General features: G+C 57.3%; 19 protein-coding genes and 2 pseudogenes. 14 read left to right on the forward strand and 7 right to left on the reverse strand.

Annotated features, from left to right (window positions below):
* Positions 1-240 precede the first annotated feature (240 nt).
* Genes puuE through CSV86_RS15640 form a run of 4 tightly spaced genes read left to right on the forward strand, consistent with a single transcriptional unit; the run spans position 241 to position 3,650 of the window.
* Positions 241-1,170 (forward strand): allantoinase PuuE, encoded by a 930-nt coding sequence (gene puuE, locus CSV86_RS15625; protein WP_009396154.1) that lies wholly within the window; start codon positions 241-243, stop codon positions 1,168-1,170.
* Complete coding sequence (gene uraD, locus CSV86_RS15630) at positions 1,167-1,682, forward strand: 2-oxo-4-hydroxy-4-carboxy-5-ureidoimidazoline decarboxylase (RefSeq protein WP_009396152.1); 516 nt, start codon at positions 1,167-1,169, stop codon at positions 1,680-1,682. The genes puuE and uraD overlap by 4 nt, the downstream gene beginning before the upstream one ends.
* 54 nt (positions 1,683-1,736) lie before the next feature.
* The gene (locus CSV86_RS15635) at positions 1,737-2,240 is read left to right on the forward strand and encodes an ureidoglycolate lyase (RefSeq protein WP_009396150.1); all 504 of its coding nucleotides are present in this window, start codon (positions 1,737-1,739) and stop codon (positions 2,238-2,240) included.
* A gap of 48 nt (positions 2,241-2,288) precedes the next feature.
* Complete coding sequence (locus CSV86_RS15640; RefSeq protein WP_009396148.1) at positions 2,289-3,650, forward strand: urate hydroxylase PuuD; 1,362 nt, start codon at positions 2,289-2,291, stop codon at positions 3,648-3,650.
* Between the two features lie 165 nt (positions 3,651-3,815).
* On the opposite strand, the gene CSV86_RS15645 is transcribed toward CSV86_RS15640, so the two are convergent.
* From CSV86_RS15645 to CSV86_RS15655, 3 genes are read right to left on the reverse strand one after another with little or no spacing between them, the layout of a single operon-like run.
* Positions 3,816-5,105: an ISL3-like element ISPpu12 family transposase gene (locus CSV86_RS15645; protein ID WP_004574636.1), complete on the reverse strand. Its 1,290-nt coding sequence runs from the start codon at positions 5,103-5,105 to the stop codon at positions 3,816-3,818.
* A 21-nt stretch (positions 5,106-5,126) separates the two neighbouring features.
* Positions 5,127-5,639 carry a signal peptidase II gene (lspA, locus tag CSV86_RS15650; protein ID WP_003821921.1) on the reverse strand — a complete coding sequence of 171 codons (513 nt, stop codon included), beginning with the start codon at positions 5,637-5,639 and terminating at the stop codon, positions 5,127-5,129.
* 3 nt (positions 5,640-5,642) lie between these two features.
* A complete protein-coding gene (locus CSV86_RS15655) occupies positions 5,643-6,539 on the reverse strand; it encodes a cation efflux transmembrane domain-containing protein (RefSeq protein WP_004364974.1) in 897 nt (298 codons plus the stop codon).
* A gap of 95 nt (positions 6,540-6,634) precedes the next feature.
* Between CSV86_RS15655 and cadR the strand changes: the two are divergent.
* From cadR to CSV86_RS15675, 4 genes and pseudogenes are all read left to right on the forward strand, one after another.
* A pseudogene (gene cadR, locus CSV86_RS15660) lies at positions 6,635-7,043 on the forward strand (Cd(II)/Pb(II)-responsive transcriptional regulator).
* A 116-nt stretch (positions 7,044-7,159) separates the two neighbouring features.
* Positions 7,160-8,515 carry a nucleobase:cation symporter-2 family protein gene (locus CSV86_RS15665; RefSeq protein ID WP_009396146.1) on the forward strand — a complete coding sequence of 452 codons (1,356 nt, stop codon included), beginning with the start codon at positions 7,160-7,162 and terminating at the stop codon, positions 8,513-8,515.
* Positions 8,516-8,653: 138 nt separating this feature from the next.
* The gene (locus tag CSV86_RS15670; RefSeq protein WP_009396144.1) at positions 8,654-9,442 is read left to right on the forward strand and encodes an outer membrane protein OmpK; all 789 of its coding nucleotides are present in this window, start codon (positions 8,654-8,656) and stop codon (positions 9,440-9,442) included.
* Between the two features lie 350 nt (positions 9,443-9,792).
* Positions 9,793-10,575: an outer membrane protein OmpK gene (locus CSV86_RS15675; RefSeq protein WP_009396142.1), complete on the forward strand. Its 783-nt coding sequence runs from the start codon at positions 9,793-9,795 to the stop codon at positions 10,573-10,575.
* Here the strand turns inward: CSV86_RS15675 and CSV86_RS15680 are convergent.
* A complete protein-coding gene (locus CSV86_RS15680) occupies positions 10,559-10,996 on the reverse strand; it encodes a sulfatase-like hydrolase/transferase (RefSeq protein ID WP_170395074.1) in 438 nt (145 codons plus the stop codon). The two genes, CSV86_RS15675 and CSV86_RS15680, sit on opposite strands and share 17 nt — an antisense overlap.
* Before the next feature lie 106 nt (positions 10,997-11,102).
* On the opposite strand from CSV86_RS15680, the gene CSV86_RS15685 reads away from it, so the two are divergent.
* From CSV86_RS15685 to CSV86_RS15700, 4 genes are read left to right on the forward strand one after another with little or no spacing between them, the layout of a single operon-like run.
* Complete coding sequence (locus CSV86_RS15685) at positions 11,103-12,260, forward strand: tyrosine-type recombinase/integrase (RefSeq protein ID WP_009400475.1); 1,158 nt, start codon at positions 11,103-11,105, stop codon at positions 12,258-12,260.
* Positions 12,261-12,270: 10 nt separating this feature from the next.
* Positions 12,271-13,887: a site-specific integrase gene (locus CSV86_RS15690; RefSeq protein ID WP_037060585.1), complete on the forward strand. Its 1,617-nt coding sequence runs from the start codon at positions 12,271-12,273 to the stop codon at positions 13,885-13,887.
* Complete coding sequence (locus tag CSV86_RS32005) at positions 13,877-15,721, forward strand: site-specific integrase (RefSeq protein ID WP_232244909.1); 1,845 nt, start codon at positions 13,877-13,879, stop codon at positions 15,719-15,721. Before CSV86_RS15690 ends, CSV86_RS32005 begins: the two co-directional genes overlap by 11 nt.
* The gene (locus CSV86_RS15700; protein WP_009400469.1) at positions 15,714-16,130 is read left to right on the forward strand and encodes a hypothetical protein; all 417 of its coding nucleotides are present in this window, start codon (positions 15,714-15,716) and stop codon (positions 16,128-16,130) included. The genes CSV86_RS32005 and CSV86_RS15700 overlap by 8 nt, the downstream gene beginning before the upstream one ends.
* 62 nt (positions 16,131-16,192) lie before the next feature.
* On the opposite strand, the gene CSV86_RS33425 is transcribed toward CSV86_RS15700, so the two are convergent.
* Positions 16,193-16,339: a DUF4113 domain-containing protein gene (locus tag CSV86_RS33425; protein WP_336512780.1), complete on the reverse strand. Its 147-nt coding sequence runs from the start codon at positions 16,337-16,339 to the stop codon at positions 16,193-16,195.
* Between CSV86_RS33425 and CSV86_RS15705 the strand changes: the two are divergent.
* Positions 16,274-16,447 (forward strand): annotated as a pseudogene (locus tag CSV86_RS15705) (transposase domain-containing protein); the annotation flags it as partial. The gene CSV86_RS33425 and the pseudogene CSV86_RS15705 overlap by 66 nt on opposite strands.
* A 64-nt stretch (positions 16,448-16,511) precedes the next feature.
* Here CSV86_RS15705 and CSV86_RS15710 read toward each other — a convergent pair.
* Positions 16,512-17,000: a hypothetical protein gene (locus tag CSV86_RS15710; RefSeq protein WP_009400465.1), complete on the reverse strand. Its 489-nt coding sequence runs from the start codon at positions 16,998-17,000 to the stop codon at positions 16,512-16,514.
* Positions 17,001-17,154: 154 nt separating this feature from the next.
* Here CSV86_RS15710 and CSV86_RS15715 point away from each other — a divergent pair, with 154 nt between their 5' ends.
* A complete protein-coding gene (locus CSV86_RS15715; RefSeq protein WP_037060584.1) occupies positions 17,155-18,045 on the forward strand; it encodes a cation efflux transmembrane domain-containing protein in 891 nt (296 codons plus the stop codon).
* Positions 18,046-18,484: 439 nt separating this feature from the next.
* On the opposite strand, the gene CSV86_RS15720 is transcribed toward CSV86_RS15715, so the two are convergent.
* Entirely contained in the window at positions 18,485-19,747 is a 1,263-nt protein-coding gene (locus CSV86_RS15720; RefSeq protein ID WP_170394867.1) for a phosphoethanolamine transferase, read from the reverse strand.
* Positions 19,748-19,774: the final 27 nt, after the last annotated feature.

The following is a 19,774-nucleotide window of genomic DNA, read 5'->3' on the forward strand; positions in this document are numbered from 1 at the left end:
CGCCCCCGGGAACCCTCCATTATTCGCCAGGCCACGCCCGATAAAGACGCCAGCGTCATTAGCTGACCAATCAGGCAGGTTTCTTGCTAGGCATATAGAGCAGGGTGCGACGAAGAAATGGGAAAAAACAGGCTTACAAATCGTAAATAAAGTTGTATACAATCATTCCATCGTCGTGGCCCACCGCAAACCTGCGCATGCCACCACCCTCCGTTTTCACGTACAAGAAGGAAGACTGCAGTGAGCGCTGATTATCCTCGCGACCTGATCGGTTATGGCAATACCCCTCCTCATCCGCACTGGCCGGGGAATGCGCGCGTCGCGTTGTCTTTCGTGCTCAATTACGAAGAAGGTGGCGAGCGCAACGTCCTCCACGGCGACAAGGAATCCGAAGCCTTCCTCTCCGAGATGGTCGCCGCCCAGCCGCTGCAGGGCGTGCGCAACATGAGCATGGAGTCGCTCTACGAATACGGTAGCCGCGCCGGCGTGTGGCGCCTGCTCAAGCTGTTCAAGGACAGCGGCGTGCCGCTGACCATCTTCGCCGTGGCCATGGCCGCCCAGCGCCATCCGGACGTGATCCGCGCCATGGTCGAGGCCGGCCACGAGATCTGCAGCCACGGTTACCGCTGGATCGACTACCAGTACATGGACGAGGCCCAGGAGCGCGAGCACATGCTCGAAGCCATCCGAATCCTCACCGAACTGACCGGCGAGCGTCCGCTGGGCTGGTACACCGGCCGCACCGGCCCGAACACCCGGCGCCTGGTGATGGAGGAAGGGGGTTTCCTCTACGACAGCGATACCTACGACGACGACCTGCCCTACTGGGAGCCGAACAACCCGACCGGCAAGCCGCACCTGGTGATCCCCTATACCCTGGACACCAACGACATGCGCTTCACCCAGGTCCAGGGTTTCAACTGCGGCGAGCAATTCTTCCAGTACCTGAAGGACGCCTTCGACGTGCTCTACGAAGAAGGCGCAACCGCGCCGAAGATGCTCTCCATCGGCCTGCACTGCCGCCTGGTCGGCCGTCCGGCGCGCCTGGCCTCGCTCAAGCGCTTCATCGACTACGCCAAGAGCCACGACCAGGTCTGGTTTGCCCGTCGCGTGGACATCGCCCGCCACTGGCACGCCACCCACCCTTTCAACGCCGAGATTTCGCAATGACCGCTTTCAAGACCCTGACTCCCTCGACCCTGGACCGTGCCGCGTTCATCAAGGCGTTCGCCGACATCTACGAGCATTCGCCCTGGGTGGCGGAGAAAGCCTACGACCTCGGCCAGCTCCAGGAGCTGGACCAGATCGAGAACCTGCACCAGCGCATGAGCGACATCCTTCTCAGCGCCGATCACGCCGCCCAGCTGGCGCTGATCAACGCTCACCCGGACCTCGCCGGCAAGGCCGCGATCCAGGGCGAGCTGACCGAGTCGAGCACCAACGAGCAGGCCGGCGCCGGCATCCACCAGTGCACCGCCGAAGAGTTCGCCCGCTTCACCGAGCTCAACGACGCCTACAAGGCCAAATTCAAGTTCCCGTTCATCATGGCGGTGAAAGGCAGCAACCGGCACCAGATCCTCGCCTCCTTCGAGACCCGCATCCATAACGATGCCGATACCGAATTCAAGGAAGCCCTGGCGCAGATCAACCTGATCGCCCTGTTCCGCCTGCTGCAACTGTAAGAACTGCACCGCAGCGCCTGACGACATACAACACAGAATTCAGAGAATAAAAGCATGCGTACTCTAGTGATCGAGCCCCTGACCAAAGAAGCCTTCGCCCCCTTCGGTGACGTGATCGAAACCGACGGCAGCGACCACTTCATGATCAACAACGGCTCGACCATGCGCTTCCACAAGCTGGCCACGGTGGAAACCGCCCAGCCGGAAGACAAGGCGATCATCAGCATCTTCCGCGCCGACGCGCTGGACATGCCGCTGACCGTACGCATGCTGGAACGCCATCCGCTGGGCAGCCAGGCCTTCATTCCGCTGCTCGGCAACCCCTTTCTGATCGTGGTCGCGCCACTTGGCGATGCACCTGTATCAGGTCACGTCCGTGCCTTCGTCAGCAATGGCAGGCAGGGCGTCAATTACCATCGCGGCGTCTGGCACCACCCGGTGCTGACGATCGAAAAGCGGGATGACTTCCTGGTGGTTGATCGCAGTGGTTCCGGCAACAACTGCGACGAGCATTTCTTTACCGAGGATGAGCAACTGATCCTCAATCCCCACCAATAAGAGAAGGCCGAACACCGTATTTCGGTGGCCGGCAAGAGGTACAAGACTGTGGAAGCACATCTGTTGGAATGGCTGAACCTGAGCGTGCGCTGGGTTCACATGATCACTGGCGTGGCCTGGATCGGCGCGTCGTTCTACTTCGTCTGGCTGGAAAACAACCTGAACCGCGCCAACCCGCGGGACGGACTGTCGGGTGACCTTTGGGCGATCCACGGTGGCGGTATCTACCACCTGGAGAAGTACAAGCTGGCACCGCCGAAAATGCCGGAGAACCTGCACTGGTTCAAATGGGAAGCCTACTTCACCTGGATGTCCGGCATCGCCCTGCTGTGCCTGGTGTTCTACTGGCAGCCGACCCTTTACCTGCTGGCTCCGGGCAGCACCCTGACCGGCTTCGAAGGCGTGGCCATCGGTGTCGGCTCGCTGATCGCCGCCTGGTTCATCTACGACTTCCTCTGCGACTCGCCACTGGGCAAGCAACCCGCCCTGCTCGGCCTGGTCCTGTTCGTACTGATCATCGCCGCCTGCTACGGCTTCAGCCAGGTGTTCAGCGGTCGTGGTGCGTACCTGCACACCGGCGCCATCATCGGCACCATCATGGTCGGTAACGTGTTCCGCATCATCATGCCGGCCCAGCGCCAGCTGGTAGCGGCGATCGAAGCCAACCAGACCCCGGATCCGGTGCTGCCGGCCAAGGGCCTGCTGCGCTCGCGGCACAACAACTACTTCACCCTGCCGGTGCTGTTCATCATGATCAGCAACCACTTCCCGAGCACCTACGGCAGCAAGTACAACTGGGCGATCCTGGCCGGTATCGCGGTCGCGGCGGTGCTGATCCGTCACTACTTCAACACCCGCCACGACAGCAACAAGTACGCCTGGGCCCTGCCTGCCGGCGCACTGGCGATGATCTGCCTGGCCTATGTCACCGGTCCTGCACGGGTACCGAGCACTGCACCGGAGCAAGCTGCGGCGAAGATCGAATACCAGCCGCTGCCGGAAACCGCACTGGGTGGCAAAACCGCCGCCGAGCGTGCCGAGGAAGAAAAGGCCGCCGCCTGGCAAGCCGCACAGGCCAAGCCCGCCGAACCGGCCGCACCAGCCGCCCCGGCCGAAGCCCCTGCGCAAGCCACCGCCGCTGCGGGCGGTGCCGGTTTCGACAAGATCCATAACGTCATCCAGGAACGCTGCACCGTGTGCCACTCGGCCAAGCCGACCAGCCCGCTGTTCAGCGCCGCACCTGCCGGCGTGATGCTCGACACCCCGCAACAGATCCAGGCCATGGCCCCGCGTATCCAGGCCCAGGCCGTCGCCAGCCAGATCATGCCGCTGGGCAACATCACCCAGATGACTGCCGAAGAACGCAAGCTGGTCGGTGACTGGATCGCCAACGGCGCCAAGGTCAACTGATCCGCCCCGCAACACGCGTAACACCGCTGCAAGCTTCACGCGGCGCCCCGGACGGGAACCACGGGCCGAAAGGCCTGCCGCCCGGGCGCTGCGGCTCAAAAAAATAAGGGTATACGGATTTAATGGTTGATGGGGCACCTTCACCCCATCAATCTGATACCACCCTCAGATGGTTGATAGATCGACTCCGTAGTTGAGTTCCTCTGCGAAGTCCGGCAGTCCGTAACCGATGGTTTTCTTGTAGAAAGGAGAGACCTTCGCAGTCGGTGCCTTCTTCTTGTGCTTCGTGGTGTAGAGCATTCGTGCCCGCATCACCTCGAAGGAGTAACCGCGCCCTTCACGGTTCTTGTCCTTGGCCAGTCGGTTGATGGACTCCGTGTAAGCGTTGGTGACGGGCATGTCCGTCTCGAAGTAGGTCATGGTCTCTTCGCGCCAGTTTCCCACTGCCCTGACCAGATCGCTCCAGACTTCCTTTTGGCCCTTCGGGATGGTGGCTATCCACTCGTCCAGGGCGGCTTCTGCCTGGAGCCGTGTGGTGGCGTCCCAGATGCCGTAGAAGCGCTCCTTGTGCTCGTAGGCGGCCAGCAGTTGCGGGAACGCGCCTGTCCAGGTCTCCATGATGAGGCGCTCCCGGTCTGAGACTTCGTGAGCGCGTTTCAGCAGGATTTTCCGGTCTCCCTTGAGAGTCCGGCTCTGGGACGGTTTCAGCTCCTTTCTGAGGCCCTTGCGCACTCTCTCTAGGGCATCGTTGGCCATGCGCACCACATGGAACTTATCGACCACGATACGGGCCTGGGGCAGCACAGCCTTGACCGCTGCCCGGTAGGGGTTCCACATGTCCATGCTGACGATCTCGACCTTCTGCCGGTCTTTCAGCTTCATCAGGTAGTTGGTCACCACGTCCTGGCGGCGGGTGGCCAGCAGGTCGAGCAGGGTTCGCTCCTCAATGTTGGTCAGAATGCAGCGGTAGCGCTTGTTCAGGTATAGCTCGTCAATGCCCAGGATGCGGGGCGTCTCGAAGCGGTGCCAGCGCCCCAGGAACTCGGCGCGGGCGTTGAAGATGTCGCGCACCGTCTTCTCGTCCAGGCCGGTCTGTGCCGCCACAAAGGTGTAGGGGTGGTTGAAGGATTCCTTCTCCACGTACTCATGCAGCCGCAGTGTCATACGGAATCCGTCCACCATCTCCGGTAGCTGGGGCCTGAATGTTGTCTTGCAGGCCCGGCAGGTGTATCGGCGGCGGACCACCCAGAGAGTGACCCGCTTGCCGTGGATGGGCAGATCACGATAGGGAACGTCACGCTTGCCGAACCGTACGAACTCACCCTGCACGCCGCATTCCTCGCAGGCGATGGGATCGGGCACGTCCACCTGGAAGTGCATTTCGTCGTCGGTTGATTTGCAGCCCAGTACTTGGTATTGCGGCAGGTGAAGGATGTTGTCGGGAAGTTCGGTCATGGTGTTGTATAGGCGTAGGTGTCAGTCAGATCCATCCGACTCGGCATTGGTGTTTGCTTTTTTACCCAACAAGCTGCTGGAAACGAAAAGTAAGGCACCGAGGACAATTGCAATATCAGCCAGGTTGAAGGCCGGCCAATGCCAGTCTCGCCAATAGAAATCAAAGGAATCCACAACATAGCCGCGAAAGACCCGGTCAATCAGGTTGCCCATGGCGCCACCGAGGATAAGACTGTAAGCGATGGCTTCTCCTTTATGACGATTTTCAAGGATCAGCTTGATCAGAAAAATCGAGACCACTACCGCGATTCCGATAAAAAAGTAGCGCTGCCAGCCTCCACCATTCGCAAAAAGACTGAATGCGGCACCGGTGTTCCATAGGTGCACCCAGTTAAAGAACGGGGTCACCGAAACATACTCGCCATAGGCCATTGATTGCTGCACCAGCCACTTTACAGCCTGATCAGACGCTGCCAGCAGGCCCGATATGGACAATAGGGCATACGGCGAGAGCTTTTTGCCAATAATGAGCATTATTTAACCCTTCAACGCCAAAATGCGTCTGGCACCGTTAAGTACAATGCCCCCCGCGATGGTGCCGATAATCAGATCCGGATAATTGGAACCGGTCCACGCGACCAGGGCGCCGGCGGTGATGACCCCCAGGTTGATCACCACGTCGTTGGCCGAGAATATCCAGCTTGCCTTCATGTGCGCCCCGCCTTCCCGATGTTTGGATATGAGCAGCAGACAACTGGTATTGGCAATCAATGCGACGAATGCGATAGCCATCATCACCAGCGATTCAGGCTCACTACCGAATACAAAGCGTCTCACCACCTCTACGAGCACGCCCACAGCCAAGATCAGTTGCAGTACACCAGCAAGATGCGCGGCACGTACCTGCATTTTCACGCTATGTCCAACCGCATAAAGGGCAAGCCCGTACACCGCCGCATCGGCAAAATTGTCCAGGGATTCTCCAATCAGGCCGGTGGACCGGGCGATCAGACCGGCAGTCATTTCCACCACGAACAGAAGTGCATTGATGCCGAGCAACCAGCGCAGGGTCCCGGATTCTTGCTTAGCAGAAGCTGCCGAAAACTCGGCGGCCTTGATGGTCTCCGGATTTGCAGCGACGGTTTCCTGAAGCGAGGCGCCTAGCCCCAAGGTCTTCAGTTTCGAGGTGACGGGCTCGACCTCGCCGTCATGCACGACCTTCAGCCGGCGGTTCGACAAGTCGAAGGACAGCGCCCGAATCTCCTCAAAGCCGTTCAGGGCTAGGCGAATCATTCGTTCTTCTGATGGACAGTCCATCTTCGGCACGGCATAAACACTGACCCATCTCCCTGGCGCCTCGGAGGAGGCCTGTATATCGGTATCCGCTGCGGACGTTGCATCACCGCCACAGGCGCCACCACAGGATTTGCTCATGATACGACTCCACTTGAACAATGTTGTGGTACCATTTAAAACTATAAAGCTACTATAAGGTCAATAGAGTAAAGAATCCGTTGGGGAGGAGGCTGATGCGCATTGGTCAGTTGGCGCAGTTGGTAGGGGTCGAAACACAGACGATCCGCTTCTATGAACAGCAGGGCTTGTTGCCGCCGCCTGATCGGCAGGACAACGGTTACCGTGTCTATACCGAGAAGCATGGTGAGGGGCTGGCCTTCATCCGTCGCTGCAGAATCCTGGGCCTGTCACTGGCTGAGATTCACGAACTACAGAGCTATGAGGACGACCCTCATCAGCCTTGTACCGCCGTCAACGCCTTGCTCGATGATCACATCTCTCATGTGCGGTCGCAGATAACCGCTCTGCAAGCGCTTGAGAAACAACTCGTTTCACTGAGAGCGAGTTGCAACGATGACCGGGAAGTTGAGGCGTGTGGGGTTCTTGCTGGGAATTAGCGAAGGAAACATGCACCAGCAGTAGGTGAAGCATCAACCAGATAATCCGATGAGATGCCGGTCTGTCTCACTCTCATGCAAAGGTAAGATCAACCATTTAATCCGCTTACCCAAAAATAACAACAAAACTCGAGGTGCTGCATGTCCGAGTCTCGCCAGGCGTACATCCCCGATGCGCCGCCACGACAGCCGCTGCCCCTGCTGCAACTCATCCTCGTGGGTCTGCAGCACGTATTGCTGATGTACGGAGGCGCCATCGCGGTGCCACTGATCATCGGACAGGCTGCCGGACTCTCCCGAGAAGAAGTCGCTTTCCTGATCAATGCCGATCTGCTGGTCGCCGGTGTCGCCACCATCGTCCAGTCGTTCGGCATTGGTGCTGTCGGCATCCGCATGCCGGTGATGATGGGTGCCAGCTTCGCCGCCGTGGGCAGCATGGTGGCCATGGCCGGGATGCCCGGCGTCGGTTTGCAGGGGATCTTCGGCGCGACCATCGCCGCCGGGTTCTTCGGCATGCTGATCGCGCCCTTCATGTCCAAGGTCGTGCGTTTCTTCCCGCCGCTGGTCACCGGTACGGTGATCACCTCCATCGGCCTGTCGCTGTTCCCGGTGGCGGTGAACTGGGCGGGTGGCGGCGTCGAGGCGTCCACCTTCGGCTCGCCGATCTACCTGACCGTCGCCGGCCTGGTGCTGGCCACCATCCTGCTGGTCAACCGCTTCATGCGTGGGTTCTGGGTCAATGTGTCGGTGCTGATCGGCATGGGCCTGGGCTACATCCTCGCCGGCTCCATCGGCATGGTCGATCTCACCGGCCTGGACCAGGCGCCCTGGCTGCAAGTGGTGACCCCACTGCACTTCGGCATGCCGACCTTCAGCCTGGCGCCGATCCTGTCCATGTGCCTGGTGGTGGTGATCATCTTCGTCGAGTCCACCGGCATGTTCCTCGCCCTGGGCAAGGTCACCGACCGCGAAGTGACCCCGGGCATGCTGCGTCGCGGCCTGATGTGCGACGCCGGTGCGTCGTTCGTCGCCGGATTCTTCAACACCTTCACCCACTCCTCGTTCGCCCAGAACATCGGCCTGGTGCAGATGACCGGCGTGCGCTGCCGTTACGTAACGGTGGTGGCCGGTGGCTTGCTGATCCTTCTGAGTCTGCTGCCGAAAGCGGCCTTCCTGATCGCCTCGATTCCTCCGGCGGTCCTGGGCGGTGCCTCGATCGCCATGTTCGGCATGGTGGCCGCTACCGGGATCAAGATTCTCCAGGAAGCCGATATCAGCGACCGGCGCAACCAGCTGCTGGTAGCCGTGAGCGTCGGCATGGGCCTGATTCCGGTGGTTCGCCCGGAGTTCTTCGCGCAGATGCCGCAATGGATGGAGCCCATCACCCATAGCGGCATTGCCATGGCGACGGTCAGCGCGCTGGTGCTGAACCTGCTGTTCAACATCCTCGGCGGCGCCGAACGCGCCTCGCACAACCAGGCCGCCGCGCACCATTGAGGCTTTAGGGGTGGCGCACGGCCACCCCGCACTCCCCGAGCAACACGCAGTACCGCCGACCCGTGGGAGCGGGCCGGTCGGGGCGCTTCGCGCCGAAGAAAGCGCAACGAACAACAATAATTAGCCGGGAATCACAACATGAAACGCACCACCACTTCCCTTCTCCTGGGCAGCAGTTTGCTGGCGAGCCTTCCAGCGGTAGCGGGGGATCTTCTGCTGTGGCAATCCAACAGCCTCAGCTATTTGTACGGCAAGGACTTCAAGGTCAACCCTGCGATCCAGCAGACCATCACCTTCGAACACGCCAACAAGTGGAAGTACGGCGACACCTTCCTGTTCGTCGACAAGATCTTCTACAACGGCCAGGCCGACCGCGGCAAAGGCTACCGCACCTACTACGGCGAGTTCACCGAGCGCTTCTCCTTCGGCAAGATCTTCGACCGCAAGATCGAGCTGGGCCCGATCAAGGACGTGCTGCTGGCCCTGAGCTACGAGTCCGGCGAAGGCGACAACGAGGCCTACCTGATCGGCCCCGGCTTCGACCTGGCGATTCCCGGCTTCAACTACTTCACCCTGAATTTCTACAACCGCCACACCGAAGGCAGCCGCGCCGGCGATAACGTCTGGCAGATCACCCCGACGTTCTCCTACACCATCCCCGTGGGTTCGTCCGACATCCTGATCGATGGCTACATGGACTGGGTGGTGGACAACGACGAGACCAAGCGCCGCGGCACCTACCACGCCAACCTGCAGTTCAACCCGCAGGTCAAGTATGACCTGGGCAAGGCCCTGAAACTCGGGGCCAAGCAGCTCTACGTGGGTATCGAATACAGCTACTGGAAAGACAAATACGGCATCGAGAACAGCAACCGGCTCGATACCAACCAGAGCGTGACCAGTGCGTTGATCAAAGTGCACTTCTAAAAAACCTGATCTGCGTCAGGTGCTTCTGGAGAGGGGCACTTGAGGGCCAGCGCGCAAGCCAGTAATCTGCGCGCCCCCTCGACCCGGGCGGAGGGATTCCGCCCGCGTTTGCTGACCGTCCAGTCAATGAAAACGGGCGGTTGGCCAGCGCAAGCGCCAACAGTCGTAACCGTTGTGAACTGTTCAGAAAGACGTCGAGCAGGATTGCTGCACCCTTCCGGGAAGGTGGGACCAGCGCTTGCCCTTTTTCCGTGGGCGATCGCAAAAAGCTGACCCGAAAGACAACACGCTCAACCCGACGACGCCGACTCAAGAGCGTTGCTAACAGAATCGATCAAGGGAGCTACCCGATGCGCTTTACCAACCGCCTGATCCTCGCCGGGGGCCTGCTGGCCGCCAGTTCCGCGATGGCCGACGACCTGCTGTTGTGGCAGAACAACAGCCTGACCTACCTGTACGGCAAGGATTTCGCCGTCAACCCGGAAATCCAGCAGACCTTCACCTTCGAGCACGCCGATGCCTGGAAGTACGGTGACAACTTCCTGTTCATCGACAAGATCTTCTACAACGGCCAAAAAGACGCGAACAACGGCCCGAACACCTACTACGGCGAGTTCAGCCCGCGCCTGTCGTTCGGCAAGATCCTCGGCCAGGACCTGTCCTTCGGCCCGGTCAAGGACGTACTGCTGGCCATGACCTACGAGTTCGGCGAAGGCGACACCGAGGCCTACCTGATCGGTCCGGGCTTCGACCTCGACGTGCCGGGCTTCGACTACTTCCAGCTGAACTTCTACAACCGCCACACCGAAGGCAGCCGTGCCGGCGACAACGTCTGGCAGATCACGCCGGTCTGGGCCTACACCATTCCCGTGGGCAAGTCCGACATCCTGATCGACGGTTTCATGGACTGGGTGGTGGATAACGACGAGAACAGCAAGGGCACCTACCACGCCAACCTGCACTTCAACCCGCAGATCAAGTACGACCTGGGCAAGGCCCTGAACTTCGGCGAGAAGCAACTGTACGTCGGTATCGAGTACGACTACTGGTCGGACAAGTACGGCATCAAGGACAGCAAGTTCTTCGATACCAACCAGAACACCGCCAGCCTGCTGGTCAAGGTGCACTTCTAACCGCGTCGTTCGCCGCTGCGGCGGCAACCTGTCCGGGCCCTGCACCGCAGGGCCTGAACAGGTCCAGTTCCTCGCGATAGACCGAGGTGCTGACGCCCATGAGGCCCAGCATTGAATGGAACAGGTTGTCGTGGGACAGCGGGCTGTCACGCCGCCCGCGCAGGCACTCCATGCTCGCCCCGCCGCTTCTGGCGAAACCTTCCGACAGCCACGCCACCATTGGTACCCGGGTCTGCTCGCTCGGCGCCATGGCATACGGCAGCCCGTGCAGGTAGACGCCCTTCTCCCCCAGCGATTCGCCATGATCGGACACATAGAGCATGGCCGTGTCGAAACGCTGTTCGCGCGCCTTCAGCAGATCGAGCAGTTGCCCCAGCACGTGGTCGGTGTAAAGGATCGAATTGTCGTAAGCATTGACGATCTGAAGGGTGCCAACTGTTAGCTAATCCATTACAGTCCGCCCCCCTGATCGAGGTTTGTCCCGGCTCTTGATGGGAGATCACTAATAGAGGCTTGAAGGCTGTGGAATGAGGTTAGTGCTCGCGACAAAAGACCTGACGGTAGCCGGTCGATCCTTCGAAGGTTTCCCGCTCTTGGTTGGTTCAGATGGCTGGCCTGTGGAACCGGCTCAATCATTCCTATGGCACATTCTAGTCGAGTCAGGTGAGGCACTCAGTGTTCTGACGTGGGAGGCCTATGGTCGTCGTCTGTTCGACTACTTCGCCTTCCTGGAGGCTAATGGCCTGGCCTGGAATGAGGAGAGTCAGGCAGATGGCCTGAGCGTCCTGTCGCGATATAGAGACTGGTCGAGCGGTGAGCTGGAGCTAGATCCCAGCACACTGAATAAGCGACTGAACCTAATTGTGAGGTTCTACCAATGGGCCAAGCAGCGTGATCTGATCGCAGTTCTACCCTTTGGCGAGCGAAGGGTCAGAGCGACTCCGCACTCTGGCTTTCTCAGTCACGTAGCGCGTCCTAACGCCGCGAGTACCAAACCCTCAGTGATGGTGCGAGAGCGTAAGCGATTGACCAAATTCCTGACCAAAGATCAGGCAAAGGTTTGCCTCGCCCTTGATGCAGATCCGAGTCACCGGATCTTGTTCCATCTAATGGTTCGTACTGGCCTTCGCTCCTGCGAGGCTCGCACTTTCCCTCTCAAGTACATCTTTAATCCTCGGCTGAAGAAGGGCCTACGTCTTGGGCAAATGATCAGCGTGGCTCTTGAACCATCGGACATGCATCTCAAGTACAACCGTCCGAGGACAATCGACGTGCCTTGGTCGCTGATGGAGGAAATGTGGTCGTACACGCTTCATAAGCGCGAAGTACGGAAAGCGACCGGCAACGGACGCACCACGGCCTTGGTGCTGACCAAGGAGGGGCGGCAATACGCGAAAGACTCTATCGTCGACGTGATGAAAGCGTATGAGCGCAAGTGCGGCTTTTATGTTAGGGCCCATATGCTTCGCCATACCTATGGAACTTATACCCTTCTTGCATTGCGAAAAAGCCGAGATTTTAAAGGCGAGCCGTTACTCTATGTCCGAGACAGAATGGGGCACTCCGACATTCAAACAACAATGGTGTATCTGCATCTAATTAATCAGCTAGAGGCTCAGTCTGTTCTTGCCCATGAGGATGAGATAGACATGATGTTTATGGCCGGCTCTACTCCAAGCGCCTGAGGTACTACTGTTGGCTCGAAAGAAAAACTATAAGGCCGAGATGCATTCGGTCACTAAAGGATTCGAGACCGTAGAGAATGAGCTTGTAATCGATCTCCCGAAAAATCCTCGGAATGTAACTAAGATTGATCACACTCAGTACATTGGGCTTGGCTTTGACGCATGGGCCATTCAGAGCACTCATGTAATCAGGGCGCTGGTCAATGGAGGGAACTTCTCTCTGGCTACTCTTGTAGGGTACTCTAGCTATGGCCTTCGATATTTCATGGCCTTCTTGAAAAGCGGAGCGATTGATTCACCACCGTCATCCCCCAACAGCCTAACTAGACGGCATCTTGATCGATATGTTTCTTGGTTGAAGCTAAAATATCCAAACGGGTCAACTGCAAAGAACTATTACACTTCACTGAGGTCATTGATCATCAGTCTAATTGAATACGGATTCATTGAGGCAGACAAAGATAATTTTCTTCCAGTTGTTCCTTTCCCGAATAACGCGAAATCCACCAATGACGCGAAGCCGCTCAGCCTCTCGGAAATGCAGAGTCTTATAACTGCACTAAAATCAGACTTAATAGCTATTCATAAGGGGTTATTCCCTGGGAATGACGCTGAAGCAATGACGGTCTTGTTACTGATTACAGCCGCCAGATCTGGCATTAACACTACGCCGCTCTTGGAAATGTCTAGAGATGCGCTCCAGTCACACCCATTCATCCCTAATCTTCGACTTTTGAACACCGTAAAAAGACGCGGAAAGGGTGCTCAGAGCAAAACCATTCGACAGACGGGACTGCATGACGAATACAACTCAATTCCTTTAGATGGGGTTGCTGTTGTAAATAAGGCTTTGTCAATTTCTGAACCACTGGTTGAGTTTGCACCTGAGAATATTAAGTCGCATGTTTGGCTATATAGATCCGGACAGAATGGGCATGGTCATAAGATAGTCGCGCTTGCTTCCAGCACGTTATTTCAATCAACGAAGAGTATTTGTGCGAGGCACTCTTTGAAGGATGATCAGGGCAAGCCGCTGATCGTTAATCTCAGTCGTCTTCGAAAGACTATGGAAAGTAGGCTTTGGAAGCTCAGCGGCGGCGACCTACTGGAAGTGTCCGCCGTGATGGGCCAGTCCCCTAGCGTCGCTGATAACCATTATTTGAAGATAAATGACGAGATCAGGGTTGAGGGGGCGATCTTCGTCGGATCGGCTTTCACCGATCAGCTGCGTGGCATCAATGTCACACCGACACCCCCAGGAGGCTGTAAAGATAGCCTCTATGGAAGCCTGGCGCCCAAAGATGGTGTCACCCATTGTTCCGAGTTCATTCATTGCTTGACATGTCCTAGTTACGCAATTGTCGGTACTCTTGATGACTTGTATCGACTGTTCAGCTATCAGCAGTTTCTGCGCGCGGAGATGGAGTATTTTTTAACGGATGAGTGGGCGGGATGGCGTAAACGCCAAGGCGATTTCATCAGGCTCATTGACGAGTTTACGTCGAGAAAATTTAATATTGAACTGATCGAGGCGGCTAAAGCCAAAGCGAAAATGTCCCCTCATCCGTTCTGGGGATGCAAGATTGAGTTTATGCGGAAAATTCGAGGGGGCGATCTTGTCGGCTAATAGGAACTCCAAGGCAGCTCTCAAGGCCTATGATGTACTGTTCGCGCAACCTGTAACAGCCTCGGGCCTCAGCAAGGCTGAGCGAGATGCGATAGTTGTTAGTGCGATTGTTAATGATCATGGCGAAACTTTTGTATTAAGCAGATTTGGTGATGCTCGGTGGGATCTTCGGCCATTCTTTGATCAATCTAACGTAAGTGAGGGGCACAAGTATGTCAGTTGGGACTTTAATCTCCCACCTGAGATGATTGATGACTGCAAGGCAGTCGCGTATGCATGGTTCAAGAGAGGGCTCCCAGGGTCAAAGCCACCTGTCGCCAGGGGGATCACAACTCTCGTCAGCGCCAGCGTAATTCCGTTCATTCGTTGGCTTAGTGGCTTGGGAATTGAACGGTTTTCCGATGTTCGGCCTATACATATCAGCAACTACATACATCATTGCAAGTCAGAATCATTGAGGCCGATGCCTCTTTATTCCAGACTGCGGATAATTGATTTTTTATGGATATTCTCTGTCGAAACCATTTCCCCTCTTCAGTATTTTCCATGGGGAGAGTCGTCCCTGTGGCGAGTTAGCGGAATTGGAGAAACAAGGGGAAGTTCAGCTGCTAATAAGAACACCGGTAGGACGGATATAATTCCGCCAGACGATCAGGCGAAGATATTTAATTACTGCGAGCAGGTCGTCCATGAGGCGAAAGAAGATTTGATGGTCACCGGCATTGACACTTTTACTCGCCGCAGCCCCAAAATGATTAATTGTCGTGATGCTGTCTTGTACATCGCGTCAATTACCAGCGGCATGCGTAACGAAGAAGTCATCGGAATTGAAGTCGGCGCATGGCGAAAAGAGGTGGTGGATGGTGTTACTTACTGCTGGGTAATCACGACCGAGCATAAAACAGGAAAGGGGCGAGTCGAATATCTTGTCCCTGAGCTTACGCTGGATGCGTTAAATCTCTTTGCCGTGTGCTCAACCCCAATGAGAAGAGAGCTTGAGGCGGAGTTGAGCGACCTTGAACTGTCGCCCAATTTAACTGACTCCGCTGATCTTTTGCTTCGATTGGAGAAGGCCAGAAAAGACTCGAAGAGACTGTTCCTCTGCTTGAATGGAAGCGGCAACAAAACCGAGCGCGTTGGACACATCGAAGTGCTCAGCGCCGCAGGTTCCAATGAGGCCTTCAAGCGACTCGCAAAAGCCGCTGGAAGTGATTGGCCATTGCGGACTCACCAGTGCCGTCGCACCTATGCCCGGTGCTTTGTAGAGTCTCGTATGGGGCGTGCTTCGCTTGTATTCCTCAAGTGGCAGTTCAAACACAGCAGTATGAGCATGACTCAGCTCTATGCCTCCAACCCCCTTCAGGATCTCACGTTGTTCGATGAGATCCTCCAGCAAATGACCGAATTCAAAATCGACCTGATTGAATCTTGGCTCGACGATCAGCCATTGGCCGGAGGCGCAGGAGAGAGGATCGTTGAGTTGCGGGCTATTCCGGTCAAGAACAGGGCCGCTCTACTGGCCCAAACTGCGCCTCATGCGAATATTCGGGCGACTGGCCATGGCTGGTGCATTGCCACAGAGCGCGGATGCGGAGGTGCGGGCTTATACGAGGCGACACGGTGCCCTGGGTGCAAGCATTCGGTGATTGATGAGACATTCGCCGGCACTTGGCATGCTATCTACTCGCAACAGCGGGAGTTGATGAAAATTGAGGATGCAGGCCCAGCAGTAAGACAGCGCGCCGAGCGTGATTTGAAGGTCGCGCTCGATGTTATCAACAGCCTAGGCCTATCCCCTGATGGCGACGAGCAAGAAGGGGCTGTGAATGGCTAAGCAAGCGACGGAGCCTCGCTCCACTGGGCGATCTCGGCCAAAGACAGCCGATGCACTCGACAAGGTCATCGATGGCATGGTCGAGGGCAACCAAAAGCTCAGCATCTCCTCAGTTGCCAGGGCCGCAGGAGTCACGCCGGGTCTTATCCATAATACCTACCCTGCGGTGGCGGAACGTATTCGCAACCTTATGGGCAAGTCGGTGCGCGCCCAGCGTGACTCCAAGCATCAAGCACTGATGAAGGAGAAAGAACTGAACAAGGCGCTCCGGGGGGAGAACAGCCTGCTTCTTGAGGAGCTAGCCAGGCTCGCGTCGGTGAACCAGCGCCTCATGATTGAGCTGGCCCAGTTGGATGGCGTTGCCCAAGGTAAGGTAGTTACGCTTGCACCGAAGCCTGGGGCTAAGTAGCCCCAGGGGCTTATTTCACCATCCATAGCTGATCGATCCGGGTTGTATAGCTGGGGCTCGCTTCATGTTCCACTTCGGGGTAACAGGCAACGGCCTGGCCGCAGGGTTCCACGGCCCCATTTCGAGTTGACTTGATCCATCACCTGCATGACCGTAAGCGGGCGGCGGCAATCATGAGCTTGATCCAGTCGGTGCGGATGAATGGGCATGAACCGTATGCCTACTTGAAAGATGTGCGCACGCGGTTGCCGACGCAGCGGGCGAGTGAGATCGAGCAGCTGCTGCCGCATCGGTGGGGCCTGCCTAACCCATGCTAGGTGAGTTGGGCAGACGCTTAACAGTGCGGAATAGGATGCTCCCCCGTGGAGTGGACGTGAGGGCTTAGCGAGGCGGTATGCCCATGTGTTGCTGATGCTGCATCATCTGATCCATCATCATCTGCTGCATGCCCATGTACCTATCCATCATGTATTGATGCTGCTTCATCTGCTCAGGCGTCATCTGGGAGTAGTGACTGCCCATTTGGCCCCAGCCCATCATATGGCCGCCCATCATGCCGCCCCCGCAACACCCCATCATCCCGTTACCCTGCATCCCATTCATCATCTGCATGCCTTGTTGCATCATGGCTTGGTGCTCTTGCATCAGCTTCTGGCGCTGAGCGGGGTCGGTGGACTTCTGAATTTGGCTCATTTGCTCCTGCATTTTTTTGAGATTTTCTTGTGCCTTTGCCATCTCTTGGTCGAATTGCTCAACGCTTATCGGTTGCTGTTGGGCCGATTTAGCAGCGGTTGAGTCCTGCTGCGCGGAGGCTAATGCGGGGAAAAGCGCTGCCGCCAAAGCGACGGCGGCGAGTTGGGATGCTTTCATCTTCTGCTCCTTGTAGCTGGTGATTGATCGAGGGTGAATCACTACTTTCCAATATAGACCTCAATTTTGGGCATAGCCTGACTGGGATCAATGGTTGACCCTGTACCTGCTACAGGGTGTATTCAGGCTGCCTACTTGTTAGGAGGTGAACGGGATGAGTGGTGACAAAGCTTGTGGTTGTGCGAATAGCGTTGCGCCGTCGAATGAGGTGTCCACCCCAAGCAATGGGGCTGCGTGGGTCAGTGAGTTTTCTGTACCCAAGATGGACTGTCCCTCTGAAGAGCGCATGATTCGCTTGGCTTTGGAGGGGCTGGAAGGTATCGAGTCGTTATCCTTCGATCTCAGTCAACGGCGCGTTCACGTCTATCACTCGGGGGCGATAGATCTGCACGCTAACAAGCTCGATTCCTTGGGCCTTGGCTCGACCCTGATAGGTACGCGGGCTTGCGCACCAAGCGAGGTCGCGGAGAGAGGGCAGGCTGACGCCCAGGAGGCTCTAGACGAGTCCAGAGTGCTTAAAGCCTTGCTGGGTATCAACGCTCTTATGTTTGTAGCCGAGCTGGTTCTTGGGGTTATTGCTGAGTCCACAGGGTTGATTGCGGATTCGCTGGATATGTTCGCCGATGCCGCTGTTTATGGCCTTGCCTTCTATGCCGCTGGACGGAGCAAGGGTCTACAGCTTAAGGCCGCACATCTGTCGGGCTTTCTACAAATAGCGCTCGCGTTAGGCGTTTTACTGGAAGTTGTGCGCAGATTTATTTTCGGCAGCGAACCCGAGTCATTGCTGATGATGGGGGTTGGCCTGGTCGCCCTTGTGGCCAATGTTGGCTGTTTGCTCTTGATATCAAAACACCGGAATGGTGGCGCTCACATGCGAGCAAGCTGGATATTCTCAGCAAACGATGTATTGGCCAACCTAGGGGTTATTGTTGCTGGCTTACTGGTGATGCTTACGGGTTCGCCTTATCCCGACCTTGCCATTGGTTTTGCTGTCGGGCTGCTTGTCCTCAACGGTGGTCGGCGAATTCTTGCCATGAAGGCTTGATGATCATGCTCAAACCTCCGCCCATTAAGCAACGTGGAGGTTTAACCGGGAGGAAATTAATCTTTCTTTTTTCGATCTACCTAAAGGACGTGCTCACGCGCTTGCCAACCCGGAAAGCCAGCTGTTGCTGCACAGCTGGGCTCCCCGGCAAGGCGTGATGCCCCGTTCGCCTAGCTAGATGTATGCGTCCGGCTGATTTCTGCACGTCGGCACGAGGGTGCCCACTTACCGTGAGCAAACGCTCTTTTCTGCCACCTCAATCAGATCGGCCTTGCCAGCTTGCGGGCGACTGTACGCATGACCTGCTGGGATGACGATGGTTACGTTGGCGTTCGAACAGTGGTCGTGAAGGGTTTCAAGAGGCCTCGAAAAATTGAAAAATTGTTAGTCTGGTAAAATGCTTATAAAACAGTATGTTACAATCTACTAACTGTTAGAGTCATTCAGATACAACGATGGCGGCGTTGTCGCATTTGTCCAGCTGGCTGCTGTCGCAGGTCGGGGTGAAGCGGCGGAAGGCCTGGGGATAGCGCTTGTAGTAGGCCGGGCCATGGCTGCCGAGCATGTGCAGGACGATGAGGGTGTCGTCGCTGCTGCTGTCGATCCGCTCCGCCAGGCCATGCAGCAAGGCTTCGTCGAAGCAGCCATCGGCGTTGCAGATTCCGGGGATCTGCAGCTTGTCCACCTCCTCGCTGGGCACCCGGTCGCAGGCGCCCTTGCAGCCCGAGTTGTTGTCGCGCCAGAGCACCGCCACACCTGCCCGCTGCAGCACATCGAGCAGGTTTTCGCGACTTTTGCCGTGGATGCTGCGGTACTCGCGGCGGCCAAGGTCCTGGAACATGCAGGGCACCGAGATCGCCGTGGCGGTGCCACAGGCGCTGACCTCGCTGAAACTGACCACCTCGCGGGTCGCCAGCGCCGGATTGGTCTGCCGCTCGTAGCCGTTGAGCGAGAAACTCGCCGCCCGCGCGGTTTCACCGACCACCAGCACCACCACCTTATGCCGGCCGCCGGCGGCGGAATTGACCTGGCGCGCCGCATCCAGCCCGACCTGCTCCAGGGTCAAGGGCGTGCGCAATTGGCGCTTGGCATAGCTGTGCACCGCACCGACCAGGTTCGACGGCACCAGCATCAGGCGCAGTTCACGGTGGTTGCGCAGCAGCGAGGCGTAGGACTGATAGGCCAGCGCCAGGATCAGGGCGATCAGCGCCAATGCCACCAGCACGCTGCCCGCCTTGGACAGGCCCGCCCTCGCATAGCCAGGCCGGGCCACGGGAATGCGGCTGACCACAATCGCCGGCACCACGCCAACCAGCAGCACCCAGAACGCCAGCCCGGGACCGAGCAGATCGAACACTTCACGGCGATCGGTCTGCATTGCATTGATCAACATCGAATAGTCGATCATCACACCGTAGTTGCTCATGAAGTAACTGACGCAGGCCGACAGCAACAACATGATGACCAGGACAAGTTTGCCCAACCTGCCCCATGCCAATAAACACAGGACTACAAAGTTAAACGCCAGCACCACTAATGGAAGCGTACCGAGAAAGAACGGATTGTCATTTTCAAGGCCACCCGTGGCCGTCCAGACCTTGCGCCAGAAAGGTGCGTTCATCACCAGTGTCATCCACAGCGCAACCAGCAACACCAGCAACGGCGCAGGCATGCCCCGCATGCTCGACGCTTGTACGTTCATAAGTGTGTCTCCTGACACCTGTTCGAC

Source organism: Pseudomonas bharatica CSV86, assembly GCF_000319305.2.
Taxonomy (GTDB): Bacteria; Pseudomonadota; Gammaproteobacteria; order Pseudomonadales; family Pseudomonadaceae; genus Aquipseudomonas; species Aquipseudomonas bharatica.

What these genes read in the sequence shown, in the direction of transcription:
- CSV86_RS15710 (WP_009400465.1), bottom strand. Translation starts at nt 17,000, where the DNA reads ATGAAAGCATCCCAACTCGCCGCCGTCGCTTTGGCGGCAGCGCTTTTC.
- CSV86_RS15645 (WP_004574636.1), bottom strand. Translation starts at nt 5,105, where the DNA reads ATGACCGAACTTCCCGACAACATCCTTCACCTGCCGCAATACCAAGTA.
- uraD (WP_009396152.1), top strand. Translation starts at nt 1,167, where the DNA reads ATGACCGCTTTCAAGACCCTGACTCCCTCGACCCTGGACCGTGCCGCG.
- CSV86_RS15670 (WP_009396144.1), top strand. Translation starts at nt 8,654, where the DNA reads ATGAAACGCACCACCACTTCCCTTCTCCTGGGCAGCAGTTTGCTGGCG.
- CSV86_RS15675 (WP_009396142.1), top strand. Translation starts at nt 9,793, where the DNA reads ATGCGCTTTACCAACCGCCTGATCCTCGCCGGGGGCCTGCTGGCCGCC.
- CSV86_RS15715 (WP_037060584.1), top strand. Translation starts at nt 17,155, where the DNA reads ATGAGTGGTGACAAAGCTTGTGGTTGTGCGAATAGCGTTGCGCCGTCG.
- CSV86_RS15700 (WP_009400469.1), top strand. Translation starts at nt 15,714, where the DNA reads ATGGCTAAGCAAGCGACGGAGCCTCGCTCCACTGGGCGATCTCGGCCA.
- CSV86_RS15720 (WP_170394867.1), bottom strand. Translation starts at nt 19,747, where the DNA reads ATGAACGTACAAGCGTCGAGCATGCGGGGCATGCCTGCGCCGTTGCTG.
- CSV86_RS15635 (WP_009396150.1), top strand. Translation starts at nt 1,737, where the DNA reads ATGCGTACTCTAGTGATCGAGCCCCTGACCAAAGAAGCCTTCGCCCCC.
- CSV86_RS15655 (WP_004364974.1), bottom strand. Translation starts at nt 6,539, where the DNA reads ATGAGCAAATCCTGTGGTGGCGCCTGTGGCGGTGATGCAACGTCCGCA.
- CSV86_RS33425 (WP_336512780.1), bottom strand. Translation starts at nt 16,339, where the DNA reads ATGCCCATTCATCCGCACCGACTGGATCAAGCTCATGATTGCCGCCGC.
- CSV86_RS15685 (WP_009400475.1), top strand. Translation starts at nt 11,103, where the DNA reads ATGAGGTTAGTGCTCGCGACAAAAGACCTGACGGTAGCCGGTCGATCC.
- CSV86_RS15665 (WP_009396146.1), top strand. Translation starts at nt 7,160, where the DNA reads ATGTCCGAGTCTCGCCAGGCGTACATCCCCGATGCGCCGCCACGACAG.
- lspA (WP_003821921.1), bottom strand. Translation starts at nt 5,639, where the DNA reads ATGCTCATTATTGGCAAAAAGCTCTCGCCGTATGCCCTATTGTCCATA.